Source organism: Streptomyces sp. XY431, assembly GCF_001279805.1.
In the GTDB taxonomy this organism is placed as follows: domain Bacteria; phylum Actinomycetota; class Actinomycetes; order Streptomycetales; family Streptomycetaceae; genus Kitasatospora; species Kitasatospora purpeofusca.
Map to the genome: position 1 here is coordinate 24,498 of NZ_LGDO01000046.1, position 13,832 is coordinate 38,329.

Annotated in this window: 13 protein-coding genes and 1 pseudogene; 6 read left to right on the forward strand and 8 right to left on the reverse strand. The window is 71.9% G+C overall.

What is annotated here, in order from left to right; all coding sequences use genetic code 11:
* The first annotated feature begins 199 nt into the window (after positions 1-199).
* Entirely contained in the window at positions 200-997 is a 798-nt protein-coding gene (locus ADK60_RS07430; RefSeq protein ID WP_053644241.1) for a phosphoribosyl-dephospho-CoA transferase MdcG domain-containing protein, read from the forward strand.
* Between the two features lie 189 nt (positions 998-1,186).
* On the opposite strand, the gene ADK60_RS43110 is transcribed toward ADK60_RS07430, so the two are convergent.
* Positions 1,187-1,399 carry a hypothetical protein gene (locus tag ADK60_RS43110; RefSeq protein ID WP_045940661.1) on the reverse strand — a complete coding sequence of 71 codons (213 nt, stop codon included), beginning with the start codon at positions 1,397-1,399 and terminating at the stop codon, positions 1,187-1,189.
* Entirely contained in the window at positions 1,396-1,656 is a 261-nt protein-coding gene (locus ADK60_RS07440) for a hypothetical protein (protein WP_053644243.1), read from the reverse strand. Before ADK60_RS07440 ends, ADK60_RS43110 begins: the two co-directional genes overlap by 4 nt.
* Positions 1,657-1,765: 109 nt before the next feature.
* Here ADK60_RS07440 and ADK60_RS07445 point away from each other — a divergent pair, with 109 nt between their 5' ends.
* From ADK60_RS07445 to ADK60_RS07460, 4 genes are all read left to right on the forward strand, one after another.
* Positions 1,766-2,599 carry a helix-turn-helix domain-containing protein gene (locus tag ADK60_RS07445; RefSeq protein ID WP_079008137.1) on the forward strand — a complete coding sequence of 278 codons (834 nt, stop codon included), beginning with the start codon at positions 1,766-1,768 and terminating at the stop codon, positions 2,597-2,599.
* Positions 2,592-2,795 carry a DUF397 domain-containing protein gene (locus ADK60_RS07450; protein WP_045940659.1) on the forward strand — a complete coding sequence of 68 codons (204 nt, stop codon included), beginning with the start codon at positions 2,592-2,594 and terminating at the stop codon, positions 2,793-2,795. The genes ADK60_RS07445 and ADK60_RS07450 overlap by 8 nt, the downstream gene beginning before the upstream one ends.
* Positions 2,796-2,899: 104 nt before the next feature.
* Complete coding sequence (locus ADK60_RS07455; protein WP_053644247.1) at positions 2,900-3,415, forward strand: NUDIX domain-containing protein; 516 nt, start codon at positions 2,900-2,902, stop codon at positions 3,413-3,415.
* 82 nt (positions 3,416-3,497) lie between these two features.
* Positions 3,498-3,704 (forward strand): DUF397 domain-containing protein, encoded by a 207-nt coding sequence (locus tag ADK60_RS07460; protein WP_053644249.1) that lies wholly within the window; start codon positions 3,498-3,500, stop codon positions 3,702-3,704.
* A gap of 55 nt (positions 3,705-3,759) precedes the next feature.
* Here the strand turns inward: ADK60_RS07460 and ADK60_RS07465 are convergent, their stop codons facing one another.
* The 4 genes from ADK60_RS07465 to snpA (ADK60_RS07480) all read right to left on the reverse strand — a co-directional run bounded on the left by ADK60_RS07465 (position 3,760) and on the right by snpA (ADK60_RS07480) (position 8,589).
* A complete protein-coding gene (locus ADK60_RS07465; RefSeq protein ID WP_053644251.1) occupies positions 3,760-5,883 on the reverse strand; it encodes a phosphocholine-specific phospholipase C in 2,124 nt (707 codons plus the stop codon).
* Positions 5,884-6,165: 282 nt separating this feature from the next.
* Positions 6,166-6,837 (reverse strand): pentapeptide repeat-containing protein, encoded by a 672-nt coding sequence (locus ADK60_RS07470; protein ID WP_053644253.1) that lies wholly within the window; start codon positions 6,835-6,837, stop codon positions 6,166-6,168.
* A 237-nt stretch (positions 6,838-7,074) separates the two neighbouring features.
* Positions 7,075-7,707 (reverse strand): snapalysin, encoded by a 633-nt coding sequence (gene snpA / locus ADK60_RS07475; RefSeq protein WP_045940654.1) that lies wholly within the window; start codon positions 7,705-7,707, stop codon positions 7,075-7,077.
* Between the two features lie 234 nt (positions 7,708-7,941).
* Entirely contained in the window at positions 7,942-8,589 is a 648-nt protein-coding gene (snpA, locus tag ADK60_RS07480; RefSeq protein ID WP_053644255.1) for a snapalysin, read from the reverse strand.
* A 343-nt stretch (positions 8,590-8,932) separates the two neighbouring features.
* Between snpA (ADK60_RS07480) and ADK60_RS41585 the strand changes: the two are divergent.
* Positions 8,933-9,871: pseudogene (locus ADK60_RS41585) on the forward strand (LysR family transcriptional regulator); the annotation flags it as partial.
* A 176-nt stretch (positions 9,872-10,047) separates the two neighbouring features.
* Here ADK60_RS41585 and ADK60_RS07485 read toward each other — a convergent pair.
* Together ADK60_RS07485 and ADK60_RS07490 are read right to left on the reverse strand one after the other, a co-directional pair.
* Complete coding sequence (locus ADK60_RS07485) at positions 10,048-11,259, reverse strand: low temperature requirement protein A (protein ID WP_079008138.1); 1,212 nt, start codon at positions 11,257-11,259, stop codon at positions 10,048-10,050.
* Positions 11,260-11,805: 546 nt separating this feature from the next.
* Complete coding sequence (locus ADK60_RS07490; RefSeq protein WP_053644257.1) at positions 11,806-13,512, reverse strand: ABC transporter family substrate-binding protein; 1,707 nt, start codon at positions 13,510-13,512, stop codon at positions 11,806-11,808.
* Between the last annotated feature and the right edge of the window lie 320 nt (positions 13,513-13,832).

Consider the following 13,832-nt stretch of genomic DNA (forward strand, 5'->3'; position numbering starts at 1 on the left):
GCGGGGGCCCGGCCGGCGCCGGGCCGGGCAGGCACCGGACGGAGGCCGGGGCGGCGCGGGTCGGGGACGTGCGGCCGGGCGACGGCCGCATTGAGCCCTTGGTCCCTGGTGGTCGGCGCCGAAAGGCCGTAGCCGGGGCCGGTGGGGCGGAGGAAGGGTGGGAACCGTCAGCCGGTCCCGTCCACCCCAGGAGCCCGCCGTGACCGTCGCCGCCCACCCCCGTGTCCCCCGTCCGAGTGAGGACCCGCACGGCGGCCCGCGCCGGCTGGTCGGCTCGCTGGCCGCACTGGGCGGACGGCTCCCCGGTGTCCACGACCTGCTGCTGATGCAGTGCACCGGCTCGCTGCGGCCCCTCGGCGGCGGCGAACCTCCCGCCTGGGCCCGCCAGGTGCTGCGCGCACACCCCTGGGTCACGGTCGCCCGGGCGCCCGCGGTGGCGGGGTCACCCGTCGACACCCCGCATCCCGTGCGCTGCACCCGGGACGTGTCGGCCGCCACCGAGACCTGGATCCCGGTCACGGTGCGCGGCCCCGAGCGCGGGCAGCGCCTGGACGCACTGGCACCCCGGGCGGCGGTGGCCCGCACCCTGCGCCCGGAGCAGCTGCCGGACCGGATCGGTCTGCTGTCCGCCGGGCGGATCGCCGCAGTCCCGGCCCTGGCGGTACTGCCCGCCGCCGGCCAGCTGATCGCGGACCACCGCCTGGCCTGGGGCCCGATCGGCGCGATCGGCTACGAGCTGGCCACCGGCGAACCGGTAGCAGGCCCGCTGAGCCCCCTGCGGGTAGTGCTGCGCGCCCCGCAGCCGGTCAGCCACCGCGACGCCTTGCAGTTGCGGCGGGCGCTCAGCAGGCTGCGGGTGCCGCTCCAGGCCGAGTTGGAGACCCGCCACGGCGCGGTAATGCTGGCCGAGTACGCGGCGTCGCCGTTCACGCTGACCCTGCTCACCCCGGACGGCCCCCGGGAGGTCCACGATCCCTGGTTCCCCCGGGAGTTGTGAGACCCCACGCTCGGCGGCCGAGGACGACCAACGGTTCCTCGAACGGCTGCTCCGCCAGGTAGGCGGCCGACCAAGCGACGCCCCACCGGGCGCACGCCGGACAGTTCCACGTCCGCCCGACCGCGTTGGCGTCGTCGAGCAGATCGACCGGTGCCCGGCAGTTCGGCGCGGGGCAGGCCGGTGGGTCGGTCACCGGGAACGGACGCGTCCGGGCCGACCGGCCCCGGACGCGTCGGCGCCGAACAGGAGGACGGCGGCGAGCGGCACCAGGCAGGCCGCCAGAACGGCAAGCCTGAGCAGGGTGGGAAGGGGCCGTGTGGCGGCGGCGACCACACGGCCGCCGAGCACGCCGATGACACCGACCGAGGCCAACATGCCGCTGATCGAGCGTTCGCGGTTCACGCGGCCCCCTCATCGACTCTGCGGCGGCCACGGGGCCCGCCGGGAACAACACGGACGGCGAGGGTCGGCCCACCCGGGAGCGGCCGGATCGCGGCGGGGTCGAGCGCCCGCTCGACCCCGCCCCCCACCGGTCTCACATAGGCGAGCCCGCCCTGGGTGTCCATGAAGACGACGTCGTGGCCGGTCGTGAGGTCCTTCACCAGCTCGCCGATCCGGGGGCGGTAGGGAGGTTCGGCGGGGTTCTTCTTGCACGCCACAGCGGCAACTCCGTTCCGTAGTGCGATGACTACCCGATGACGCCAACTGTGATTTAGAGTCGGCGCTGTCTTCAACCTTTCGCCAAGGAAGGAATGGGCATCAACGATCATGAATCGCAAGGAACTTGATCCGGACTCCTCACCTGCCGCCAAGTTCGGCGCGCAGGTTCGCGAGCTACGGGAGGCCCGGGGCTGGACACAGGATCAGCTGGCGACACTCACCGGATACTCAGCCGTCCATGTGTCTGCCGTCGAAACTGGTCGGAAGCCTCCAACCGAGCGATTTGCCCGAAGACTTGACTCCGCATTCGAGACACCGGAACGCTTCGAACGGGAGTGGCGCACTGCGGGTCGACGTGTCCTGTTCGAAGGATTCGGCGACTACCTGCGCAGCGAGGCCGACGCAGTGGCGTTGCGGCTGTTCGAGATCAACATCGTTCCGAGCCTGCTCCAGACCCCGACCTACGCGAGGGCATATCAGGAAGCACGAGTCCGCCGGGGACGGGCGACCCAGCAGCAGGCCGAGGAGCGGCTGACGATGCTGCTGCACCGCCAGCACCGACTCCAGCGGCACCCGGTGCCCCGGGTCCACGCAGTCATAGACGAAGGTTGCCTGCACCGGACAATCGGCGGTCGCGATGTCCTGGTGGAGCAACTCCTGCACCTGGAGGAACTGAGCCTCCACCCGCAATTCGTCATCCAGGTAAGCCCGTTCTCCCTTGGGGAGGATCGGCCGTTCGCGCATCCCATCACCTTGCTGACCATGCCCAACCGGACCCATGTGGGATATGGCGAGATTCAGGGGCGAGGCTTCCTCCAGCGAGACCTGGAGCCCCTGTCCGAGTGGGCCGGCGAGTACGATCAACTGCAGGTCGAGGCACTGTCCCGGACCGCAAGTCGAGAGTTCATCCGGCGAGTTCGGAGGAGTTTTGAGCATGGTTGACCTGGCGCACATCACGTGGCACAAGAGCAGCTACAGCGCCCAGGAAGGGCAGTGTCTGGAGGTCGCGGACGGGGTCCCCGGCCGAATTCCGGTGCGCGACAGCAAGGACGTCGACGGTCCGGCCCTGATCTTCCCGGCCGAGGCGTGGCGATCCTTCCTCAACGCCGTCCGGGCCGGGGAGTTCGGCGCGGTCTGACGTATCTGCCGGGCCCGCCACCCGCACGACGGGTGGCGGGCCCCGAATCCGTTGCCTTGAGTCGCATCACTCACGCTCGCCGCCGCGAAGGGGAGGGAACGGCAGTGGGAACACCGACACCGGACGACCCGGTGGCATGGGCCGCCTACCTTGCCGAGGGCAACGCCAGGCAGGCCCGGAAACGCGTTGCCGCCGATGTGATCATCAGAGACCCCGTGGGCCGGGTCCTGGTCGTGAACCCCGCCTACAAGCCGGGTTGGGATCTCCCCGGTGGGATGGCAGAGGCAAACGAAGCCCCCGAACTGGCAGCCCGCCGCGAGCTGCGCGAAGAACTCGGCTTGGAGATCCGCACCTGCGGGCTTCTCGTCGTCGATTGGGTACCCCCGCACGGACCGTGGGACGATCAGCTCGCGTTCATCTTCGACGGTGGCGTGATCACCGCCGACCAGGCGGATGCCCTGCACCCCCATGACGCCGAGCTGACAGAAGCTGCGATGCTCGCACCTGCCGAGGCACGTCAGCTTCTGCGCACTCGGCTTCTGCCTCGTTATGACGCCGCTCTGGCGGCCCTGCAAGACGGGCAGCCCCGCTACCTCAACGACGGACACCCGACTTCCTGAACGGCGGGTTGCCGTCCCGCCGCCGAGCGGCTGATCGCTGGCTACCGGCTCGCCTCCAGGCCGGACGAGAGAAGGAATTGCCATGAACGCAGAGCCTCAGTGGTTCACATCGTCCTACAGCAGCAATGGCGGCGACTGCATCGAGGTCGCACGGAACCTGGTCTCTCGCGCCGATGTCGTACCGGTGCGCGACAGCAAGGACACCAAAGGGCCGGCCCTGACCTTCCCGGCCGAGGCGTGGCGATCTTTCCTCTCCGCCGTCCGGGCCGGGGAGTTCGGCGCGGTCTGACACTCCTGCCGGGGTCCGCTGCCCGGCGGGCGGGCAGCGGACCACTCCTGCCGCCTCAGCCGCTGACGCTGGCCGTGCCGGTCTCCAGGTGGCCGGTGAAGCGCTGGGACCAGGTGCTGTCCACGTTCACCGTCACGGTGAAGTCGTACCAGCCGTTGCTGTAGGCGACGGCGTTGAAGAAGTCCGTCACACTTCCACCAGCCGGGACCTGGTACGTCCAGGGGCCGTCGGTGCGGTAGTTGGTGGACGCGATGGTGAAAGTCATCGCGGTGGCACCGGTGTTGGTGAGCTTGAAGTACACCGCCGGCTGCCCCGTGCCCGGCTCGACCGCGTAGGAGCAGGTGACGGCCGCGTTCTTGCCCGCCTTGTTGGCGTCGCCCTTGAAGCGGCGGAGGAAGCGGTTGGGGCCGACCACGCTCAGGTCGTACGGGCCGCCGCCGTAGCCGCTGCCGCAGTTGAAGAAGTCGCTCTGGTTGCCGCCGGGGTCGACGGTGTACTGCCAGGGGCCGCCGCCGCGGTAGGCGTTGGCGTACGCGGCGAAGTGGGCGGACTTGGTCGCCACCGCACCCTCGTTGACCATCTTCAGCCAGACCTTGATCATGCCGCCCGAGCCGTACTCCAGGTGGTCCAGGTTGGCGTTCGGCTGGACCGGCACCGCGCGGGCCGGGCGGGTGCCGGGCTCCTGGGTGGGCAGCTTGTTGTCCACCGGGGACGGGTTGGGCAGCGGGCCGCAGGTCGAGATGCCGATCACCGCGCCGGCCGTGTCGGGCAGCCCCGGCAGTCCGTAGACCGGGTTGGCGAAGTCGAACAGGCCGGTGAGGTCGCCGCAGACGCGCCGGCGCCAGTCGCTGATGTTGACGCAGGTGGCGGGCTTGCCGATGGCGGCGGTCCACTTCTCCAGGAAGCGCAGCACCGAGGTGTGGTCGAAGACCTCGGAGGAGACCCAGCCGCCGCGGGTCCACGGGGAGACGGCGATCATCGGGACGCGGAAGCCGAGGCCGAGGTTGGTGCCGCCGTAGAACTCGCCCGGGGTGCCGGCCGGGGCGGCGGGCGGCGGGACGTGGTCGAAGAAGCCGTCGTTCTCGTCGTAGTTGAGGAACAGGACGCTGGAGTTGAAGACGTCCGCGTCCGCGTTGAGCGCGTCGATCACCCGGTGGACGAAGTGCGCGCCGTCGGCCGGGGTGGCGTAGGGGTGCTCGGAGACCTCCTGGTTGGGGACGATCCAGGAGACCTGCGGGAGCGTCCCGGCCAGCACGTCGGCCTTGATCGCGGCGACGATGTCGTCCGGGGTCCTCCCGGTGACCTTGGGGACGGAGCCCATGCCCTTGACGGCGAGCGGGCTGCCGGCCGGCGCGTTGGCGAACTGGGTGAAATAGGCCAAAGCGTTGTCGCCGTAGTTGTCGGCGGCGTTCTGGTAGACCTTCCAGCTGACGCCGGCGTTCTCCAGCGCCTCGGCGTAGGTCTGCCAGCGCAGGCCCTTCTCGTCGCCGCCGTCGTAGGCCGGGCCGCCCGCCGCGCCGGTCGGGTCGATCTGGCCGGACCAGTGGTAGGTGCGGTTGGGGCCGGTGGCGCTCAGCATCGAGCAGAAGTAGGCGTCGCAGATGGTCCAGTTCTCGGCGAGCGCGTAGTGGAACGGGATGTCCTGGCGGGTGAGGAAGCCGAGCGGGCGGTTGTTGCCCTTGGCCGCCACCCAGGAGTCCATCTTGCCGCCGTTCCAGGCCCGGTGCTGGTCACCCCAGCCGTGGGCGAGGTCGCCATTGCACTGCGCGAGGCGCTCCGGGTCGGCGCCGCCGGCCGGCTTGGTGAGGCTGAACTGCCACGGGTACTGGCGGCCCAGGCCGTTGGGCTGGTTGAAGACGGAGTAGCCGCCGGCGATCTGGATGGCGGAGCGGTCCGCGAAGCCGCGGACGCCGCGCAGCATGCCGAAGTAGTGGTCGAAGCTGCGGTTCTCCTGCATGAGGATCACGATGTGCCGCGCGTCGGCGATGGTGCCGGTCTGCGACAGCGCCGCCGAGGGGGCACCAGCGGGTACGACGGCGGACACCCCTGCCGGTACCTCCCCCGGCGTTCCGGCGGCCGGGGCGGCCCCCGCTCCGGCGCTGCCGGCACCGGCCGCGGCGAGGCCCGCGGCGGCGGCACCGGACATGGTCACGAACTTCCTACGACTCAACTCGGCCATCAGCCAAGCCCGTCCCTTCACTGGCGATGTTGTGCACACAACTCGGGGCCACTCGATCGCGCAGCATCTTCCACCCGCCCGGGACGGCCCGGCCAGGGGCCGGGAGCAGGTTTGTCGGACTGTTCTCCCGGCAGTCACCGAACGACCGGGAGCTGAACGCCGGTGCGGGCGGGCTCACACCTCCCCGACATTTGAACATGTTCAAATGGCGTGCCACAGTGTTCCCGCCGATCGATCACGGGGGCCTGCGCGGGTCGGCCCGACCCCGGCCCCGGTCCCGACTCAGTCGTCCTTGACCGTGATGCCCAGGGCCTGGGCGAACTGGGGTGCCAGTTCGAGAAGTTGGGTGGAACTGATCAGGGCGCCGCGCAGGCCCTGGTGGCCGTCGGGGAGGTCGAGGGAGACGGCCCCGCGCAGGTCGACGCCGCTCAGGGTGGCGCCGCGCAGGCGGACCTCCTCCAGGGTGGAGCCGGGGAAGGACACCCCGGTGAGTTTCGCGTCGCCGAAGTCGACGTCGCGCAGCAGGCAGTCCTCGAAGACGACGTCGCGCAGGACGGCGGCGCGCAGGTTGACCGCCTCCAGCTTGCAGCCGCGCAGGACCACCCGGCGCAGCGCGGCGCCGTGGGCGGCGATGCCCGCCAGGACGCCGCCCGTGACGGCGCTGTCCTGCCACTCGCTGTCGACGAGGTCGCACGCCACCCAGCGGCCGGCCTGCGACCAGACCTCGTTGAAGCGGGCCTGGCGGAGCTTGACGCCGCTCAGGGCGACACCGGTCAGGGCACACTCCAGGAAGGTGGCGCCGGCGGCCGACTGGTCGGTGTACTCGCCGCCGTCGAAGTGGACGGTGTCGTAGCGGTCGTCGCCGCGCAGCGGACCGCGGTGCGGGACCAGGTGGTCCGCGAACGGCAGGTCCTCCAGGCGGTCGGGGACGGACTGGGGCTTGGACGGCGGCATGGCGGCGGCACCTCGTGGTCGGCGGCGGACTGGTCCTCGTCCGCATGCTCGCACGGGGCACCGACAGTGCCGGGGGGCGGCGGCGCGAGCGGGCGCGGCGGTGGCACGGTGGGGCGCCCACCGCCGGCCCTGCTCAGGTGCGCCTCCAGGACACTCCCCGGGGCGGGAACGCACGTGGGGCGGCCCGGTCGCCGGGGTTCCGGCGACCGGGCCGTCCACTGCGGTGCGGGAGGAGGATCAGCCGGCCAGGCCGTTCCGCCAGAGGGTGTTGACCCGGCTGCGCTCGGTGCTGTTCGGGTTCGGGTTGGTGCAGGAGGTGCCGGGGCCGCCACCGGACATCAGCTCGCTGCACGGGCCGGAGTAGTGGTCCGGCAGGCCGAGCACGTGCCCGGTCTCGTGCGCGACGACGCGCAGCGAGCTGTACTGGCGGTTCTGCGCGTAGTCGAGGAAGACGTAGCCGCGGCCGTGGCCGTCGGTGCTCGCGTACGAGCCGCGGGAGTCGTTGCCCTCGTAGTAGCGGAAGTCGGCGGCCGAGCCGGAACGCAGCTGCACGTTGGAGACCGAGCTGTTCCAGATCTGCGCGCTCTGGGATATCTGGTTGCGGAAGGTGGGTGCGCTGCTGGCGTCGTAGGTCACGGTGACCGCGAGCAGGAACGGGTTGGCGGCCTGCTTGGCCCGCGCGGACGCCATGACGGCCTCGAAGAACGCCTTGTTGTTGGCGTCCTCGGTGGGCGAGCCGGCGTAGGCGGAGCCGGAGGCGGTGTAGCCCTGGGTCGGCGCGGCGGCGGCGGTGGTGGTCGGCAGGACGGCCAGGCCGGCGGCGAGCGCCAGACCGACGGCGGCGGAAAACGTGCGCGAGACACGGTTCATGTGGGGGCTCCCGTTCAAGGGCCGAGGGATTGGGGGGTGCTGCGGGTGGGGGTACTGCGGTACTGCGGGTGGGGGTACTTCGGTGGTGCGGGCACGCCGGACCGGCCGGAGGGGCGTCCGGGCGGCGCGCGTCGAGGGGCCGCCCGCCGGACGGGCGGACCGCGGAGGGTGGACCGGCTGCACAGGGTGGACCGGCCGGTCAGGAGGCCAGGAGGTCAGATCGGCAGGTCGACGTCAGCCGGCCAGGCCGTTGCGCCAGAGCGAGTTGACCCGGCTGCGTTCGGTGCTGTTCGGGTACGCGTTGGTGCAGGACGGGCCGGGGCCGCCACCGGACATCAGCTCGCTGCACGGGCCCGAGTAGTGGTCCGGCAGGCCCAGCACGTGCCCGGTCTCGTGGGCGGTCACCCGTACCGAGGAGTACTGCTGGTTCTGGGTGTAGTCGAGGAAGATGTAGCCGCGGCCGTGGCCGTCGGTGCTCGCGTACGAGCCGTTGTCCGGATCGTCGCCCTCGTAGTAGTCGAAGTCGGCGCCGGCCCCTTCCTGCAGCCGGACGTTGGCGACCGAGCCGTTCCAGATCTGCGCGCTCCGGGCTATCTCCGCGGCGAAGGAGGGCGCGTTGCTCGCGTCGTAGGTGACCACGACGGCCCGCAGGTACGGGGTAGCGGCCTGCTTGGCCCGCGCGGACTTCATGACGGCCTCGTAGAAGGCCCGGTCGTCCGCCTTGCCGGCGCTCTTCGCGGCGGCGCCCGGGGTGTACCCGTGGACGGCGGCCGGCCCGGGGGTGGTCACCGGGGCGGCGGTGGCGGCGGCGGGCAGGGCGGCCGCTCCGAGGGCGAGGGCGATTCCGAGCGCGAGGGAAAGCGTTCGCGGCACGCGGTTCATGTGGGGGCTCCGATTCGCGAGTGCGCCGCGGACGGTGGGGGCCGGACCGCGGGCATCGGATGAATGCTTGCTGCCCACAGAGCTTCGGCCAGGCCGGCGGCCCGGCGGATGATGTCAACCGGCGATAGCCCGAACCAATCACCCGCACCCGCCGGGGAGCGCTGCGGGGGATCCGTCCGGAGATCCGTCCGGGAGTCGCCCGGGGGTCGCCCGGGGGTCGTCCGGGAGTCGCCCGGGATCCGGCGGCGCGGCCCGGCGCCCGCGCCCCTGCCGACCCGACAGCCTGTCATGTCCCTGGCGTCATCCCGTTTTGGCCGTTACGCTCCCCTGTGTGGAGCTCGACGTGAGACACCTGAGGGTGCTGTGCGCGATCGCCGACACCGGAAGCCTCCGCAAGGCCGCGCTGCAGCTCGGGATGACCCAGCCGTCGCTCACCACCCAGCTGCACCGCATCGAACGGGCTGTCGGCGGAACGCTGTTCACCCGGGAGCAGACCGGCAGCCGGCCGACCGCGCTCGGCCACTCCGTGCTGTCCAGAGCCAGACCGGTGATCGCCGAGATGGCCGCACTGGTCACCGCCGCGCGCCAGGAGGCCAGGGAGGCCGCCGGCGGCGAGCGGGCCCGCCGGCTGCGCATCGGCAGCGTCGGCAGCCGGGCGGTGGCCGCGTGGCTGCGCCGGGTGCACGAGCGGCTGCCGGAGACCGACACCACGATCCAGATCGACATCTCCGCCAACGCCCTGCTCCGGATGATCGCCGCCGACCAGCTGGACGTCGCCTTCGTGCACGAGAGCGAGGGCTTCCCGGTACGGCTGCCGCCGGACGCCGAGCACCGGGTGCTGCTCGCCCGCGAGCCGCAGTTCGTCGCGCTCACCTCGGGCCATCCGGCGGCCGCGCGGCAGGTGGTCCGGCTGGCCGAACTCGCCGAGGACACCTGGATGGTGGACCCGACCGCCGACCACGAGTACGCCGCCATGCGCCGGGTGTTCCGCGCCGCCGGGCTCAATCCGCGCGTGGTCCAGGTCCGGGACAATGCCACCGCCGCCGAACTCGTCGCCTCCGGCGAGGCGGTCCGCCCCTGCCAGCCGACCTCACTGCCCGGACCGGGCACCGTCGTCCGGCGGCTGCACGGCGACCCGTTGACCGTGCGGCTGCTCCTGGTCTGGCGGCCGCGCGCCCTCCGTCGGCCGGCCCGCGAGGCGCTGTACGAGGAACTGCGGGCGGCCTATCTGGACCTCGCCCAGGCCAGCCCCGCGTACCGGGCCTGGCTGTCCGGGCACGGCGAGGTCCTGCACGGCCTGCTGGGGCCGTCGACGGCCGACCCGCCGCGCGCGGACGGGCCGACTGCGGCGGGCCTCACCACGGCGGCAGGCCTCGCCGCCACCGCAGGAGCGACCGGGACGGGCACCGGGAACAGGACGAACGGCTCCACCGCCCCGGCCGGCCCGGTCGCGCTCGCTCAGCGCTCCCTGGCGTGCAGCGCCACCCCGACCGCCACCGTCAACGCCGTCACCAGGCCCGCCAGCAGGACCCCGGAACCGCCCGCCGCCGTACAGGCGAGCACCGCCACCGAGGCGGCCGGCAGCAGCACCTGAGCCGCGCCGGTCTTGACGTGCCGGGAGTGCAGCGCCCACACGGTGACGAGGTAGAGCGCGGTCGGCACGGTCACCGTCGCGGTGGCGGCCGTCTCGGACACGTGCGCCTTGTGCACCGCCGACTCGACCGCCACCTCCAGCCCGGAGCCGATCGCCGCCGCCGCGCCGAAGACCAGGTAGTGGCCGTACCCCCAGAGGAAGGCCTGCCGGTTGGAGCGGAGGTGGTCGTGGACCGGCCGGGCGAAGTAGATCCACCAGGCCGAGAAGCAGATCAGCAGACCGCCGGCCGCGACCGGCAGCAACCGGGTCAGCCCCTCGTGCTCGTCCACCGCGGACTGCACGGCGACGGTCGCCGCCGCCACCGTCTCACCGAGCACGATCAGCGTGAACAGGCCGTACCGCTCGGCGATGTGGTGCGGGTGCCAGGTGGTCTGCATCCGCAGCTCGGCCACCACCGGCACGGACAGCTCGGCCAGGATCCCGATCGGGATCACCACCGCCCGGACGTCGTGCGGGAGCACCAGCACCACGGCCCAGCCGATCTGGCAGAGGGTGATCCCGGCGGCGTAGCGCAGCGCCACACCGCGCGCCGGCCCCTCCTCGGCGGCCGCCGCGCGCAGCCACTGGGTGACCATCGCCAGCCGCATCACCACGTAGCCGACCACCGACAGCACGATGTCCTGGTCCGCGAAGAGCCGCGGCACCCCGGCCGCGAGGATCAGCACACCGGCGATCTGGACCAGGGTGGTGACCCGGTACGGCACGTCGTCGCAGTCGTAGGCGGAGGCGAACCAGGTGAAATTCATCCAGGCCCACCAAATTGCGAAGAATGCGAAGAAATAGCCGGTCAGCCCGTCGCCCCAGTGGCCTTCGGCGAGGTCGTGGGCCAGCTCCCGGCCGGCCTGGCCGACGGCGACCACGAAGCAGAGGTCGAAGAAGAGTTCCAGCGGGGTGGCGACCCGGTGCGGCTCCTCCCGGCTGCGCGGCACCATCCGGCGCACCGGGCGCGGGTCGGCGTAGTGCGGGTGCGGGCCGGCGTGGTGCGGTGGGGGGACTGCGGCGGACTCGCTGCTCATCGACGGTTCTCCGGGCTCCGGACGGGCGGGCTGACCCGCCGCATCCTGGCAGCGCGCAGGGCCCCGCGCACGCACCGTCGCCCGCTCCGGCGCGGTCGGCGGAGCGCTCCGATTGCCCCGCAACAGCCCGATTTGCCCTGGCGTCAGCGAGAGTTGACGCCTCGGTGCGCGAACCGGGTGACAGCACGGCGGGTTTCCGGGCGCGCCCCGCGCGGTAGGGCGCGAGGGCCCGGACCGCCCCGCTAGATTCGTTCCGGTTCGAAGCGAGCGGGGTCCGGGGACGGGCCTCCACGACACGGGCGGCCTGCGGGCATCGCGGAAGGTCAAGGCGGGTGGCAGGACAGCGGGGGCGGCAGTGCCGGTACCCCCGTGTCCGTACCACCGGCCTCGTGATCACCGCGCTGCTCGCCAGCGCCTGCCGTGCGCTCGCCGGCCTCCGCCGCGCGCCCGCCCCACCCCCAGAAGCCGCACCGCCCGAAGCGGCACCGCCGGTAGCCGCACCGACGGAAGCCGCACCGGCGGCGGCCCCCGCCCCGACCCCGGCGGCTACTTCTCCCAGCCGACCTTGGTGTAGTCCACGCTCGCCAGGCCGAAGGCGCCGTAGTTGGCGAGCCCCTTGCGGGCCGCCACCACGGTCGGCCGCTGGTACAGCTCGAAGGTGTGGCCGAGCTCCCAGATCTTCGCGTCCGCCTGGTTGTAGAGCTTCGCGGCCTCCACCGGGTCGATCGTGCCGGCCGCCTTCTTCAGCAGCCCGTCGATCTCCTCGGTGCCCAGCTTGGAGAAGTTGCCGAACACGTTGTCGCCCTGCGGCAGCCGGAAGTTGGTCAGGCTGCTGGAGAGCGGGAACGAGTCGGTGTTGCGCCAGCTGGCGATGTCCCACTTGCCGGGGTTGACGTACTTGGTGAAGAAGTCGTTGGCGGCGACCTTGTCGACCTCCACCTTGACCCCGGCCTGCAGCCACATCGCCTGGGCGGCGGTGGCGAGGTCGACCTGGGCCTGCGGGGTGGACTCGTTGAGCACCCAGTGCAGGGTCAGCGACTGGCCGTCCTTGGTGCGGGGCTGGCCGCTGCCGGCCTCCTTCCAGCCCGCCTCGTCCAGCAGCTTCTTCGCCGCGGGCACGTCGAACTTCGCCCACTCGCCGGAGTTGTCCTGGTAGCCGGCCTGGTTGGGCATGAAGATGTGGTTGCCGAGCGGCTTGAACTCGACCGGCACACCGTTGTTGGCGATCTTGATGAGCGCGCTGCGGTCCAGCGCCTTCCCGAGCGCCTGGCGCACCTTCTGGTCCGCCAGCGCGCCACCGCCGCCGAAGGAGATGTGCACCTCGTCCCAGGGGCTGGCCGAGCGGATCACCGCGTCCTTGGCGTCCTTGAGCTGCCCGTAGGCGGTGGCGGTGCCGGCCGTGGCGTAGTCGATCTCGTTGTTGAGGAAGGCCTGGGTGGTCGCGGACTGCGACATCACCCGGAAGACGATCCGCTCCGCCTTGGGCTTGGCGCCCCACCAGTTCGGGTCCGGGACGAGGGTCAGGGTCTGCGCGGTCTTGTCGGCCGAGCCGATCTTCAGCGCGCCCGCGGTGATCGGGAGCTTCTCCACCCAGCCCTTGTTGAAGTCGTCGGCGGTGGCGATGCCGGCGGCCGGGATCAGCGGGCGGAAGAGGTTCTGCCAGTCCGCGTAGGTCTCGGAGAAGGTCACCTTGACCTCGGCCGGGTCGGCGCCCTGCTCGACGCCGGAGATCAGCTCGTAGCCGGCCGAGTCGGCGATGTTGTAGCCGTCCTTCTTGCCGTTGCTGGCTTCCCAGTCGGCCTTGAAGTCGAGGTAGCTCAGCGGCTTGCCGTCCGACCACTTGGCCTTCGGGTTCAGCTTGTAGGTGACCACCTGCGGCGAGGTCGAGGTGACCTTGGCGTCCACCAGGTAGTCGGCGTTCGCCTTGAAGGTGCCGGTCTCGTCGGTGCTGAAGAGGTCCGGCTCGACGGTGCGCATGATCTCGACCGCGTCGCCGTACCGGCCGTCCACCTGGAACGGGTTCCACTGGGTGATCCACTGGTAGAGCGGGAAGCGGACCTCGCCGCCGTCGCGGATCTGGTCCACCGTCTTGGCGTTGATGTCGATGGACCCCTGCCCCGGCGCCGCGCTCTTCACCGCCGTGTCCGCCGAGCCACCACCGCCGGAGCTGCACGCGGTGGCCGCGAGGGCGACGGCGAGAGCGAGGACGGCGGCGCGGCCGAGTCGGCGCGCAGGCGTGGCGGAATCGTGCATGAGGGTTCCCCCCGTGAGGTCCGGCGAGTGGTGACAGATGAGCGTCGCGAGGTGTGGCGAGGCTTGAGCGTGGGCAGCCAAGTCGGTGCCGGGGACCGAACGTAACAGCCGATCAGGAGGAGTACCAGGGGGCGTGGTGGACACCTGATCCAAACGAAACGGGGCGCAACACGGCCGCAATACCGCGGCCGCGCACCGGTGCCAGACTCTGACCTGCGAGCTTTCCTGACCACGGTCAAGAAGGCGGCCGGGACCACCCGCAACCCACCCGCCCACCCCGGCGCCCCCGGCACCCTCCCCCCGGCGCCCCGCTCCCCACC

What these genes read in the sequence shown, in the direction of transcription:
- ADK60_RS07470 (WP_053644253.1), bottom strand. Translation starts at nt 6,837, where the DNA reads ATGCCGCCGTCCAAGCCCCAGTCCGTCCCCGACCGCCTGGAGGACCTG.
- ADK60_RS07465 (WP_053644251.1), bottom strand. Translation starts at nt 5,883, where the DNA reads ATGGCCGAGTTGAGTCGTAGGAAGTTCGTGACCATGTCCGGTGCCGCC.
- ADK60_RS07490 (WP_053644257.1), bottom strand. Translation starts at nt 13,512, where the DNA reads ATGCACGATTCCGCCACGCCTGCGCGCCGACTCGGCCGCGCCGCCGTC.
- ADK60_RS07445 (WP_079008137.1), top strand. Translation starts at nt 1,766, where the DNA reads ATGAATCGCAAGGAACTTGATCCGGACTCCTCACCTGCCGCCAAGTTC.
- ADK60_RS07450 (WP_045940659.1), top strand. Translation starts at nt 2,592, where the DNA reads ATGGTTGACCTGGCGCACATCACGTGGCACAAGAGCAGCTACAGCGCC.
- snpA (WP_045940654.1), bottom strand. Translation starts at nt 7,707, where the DNA reads ATGAACCGTGTCTCGCGCACGTTTTCCGCCGCCGTCGGTCTGGCGCTC.
- ADK60_RS07460 (WP_053644249.1), top strand. Translation starts at nt 3,498, where the DNA reads ATGAACGCAGAGCCTCAGTGGTTCACATCGTCCTACAGCAGCAATGGC.
- snpA (WP_053644255.1), bottom strand. Translation starts at nt 8,589, where the DNA reads ATGAACCGCGTGCCGCGAACGCTTTCCCTCGCGCTCGGAATCGCCCTC.
- ADK60_RS07485 (WP_079008138.1), bottom strand. Translation starts at nt 11,259, where the DNA reads ATGAGCAGCGAGTCCGCCGCAGTCCCCCCACCGCACCACGCCGGCCCG.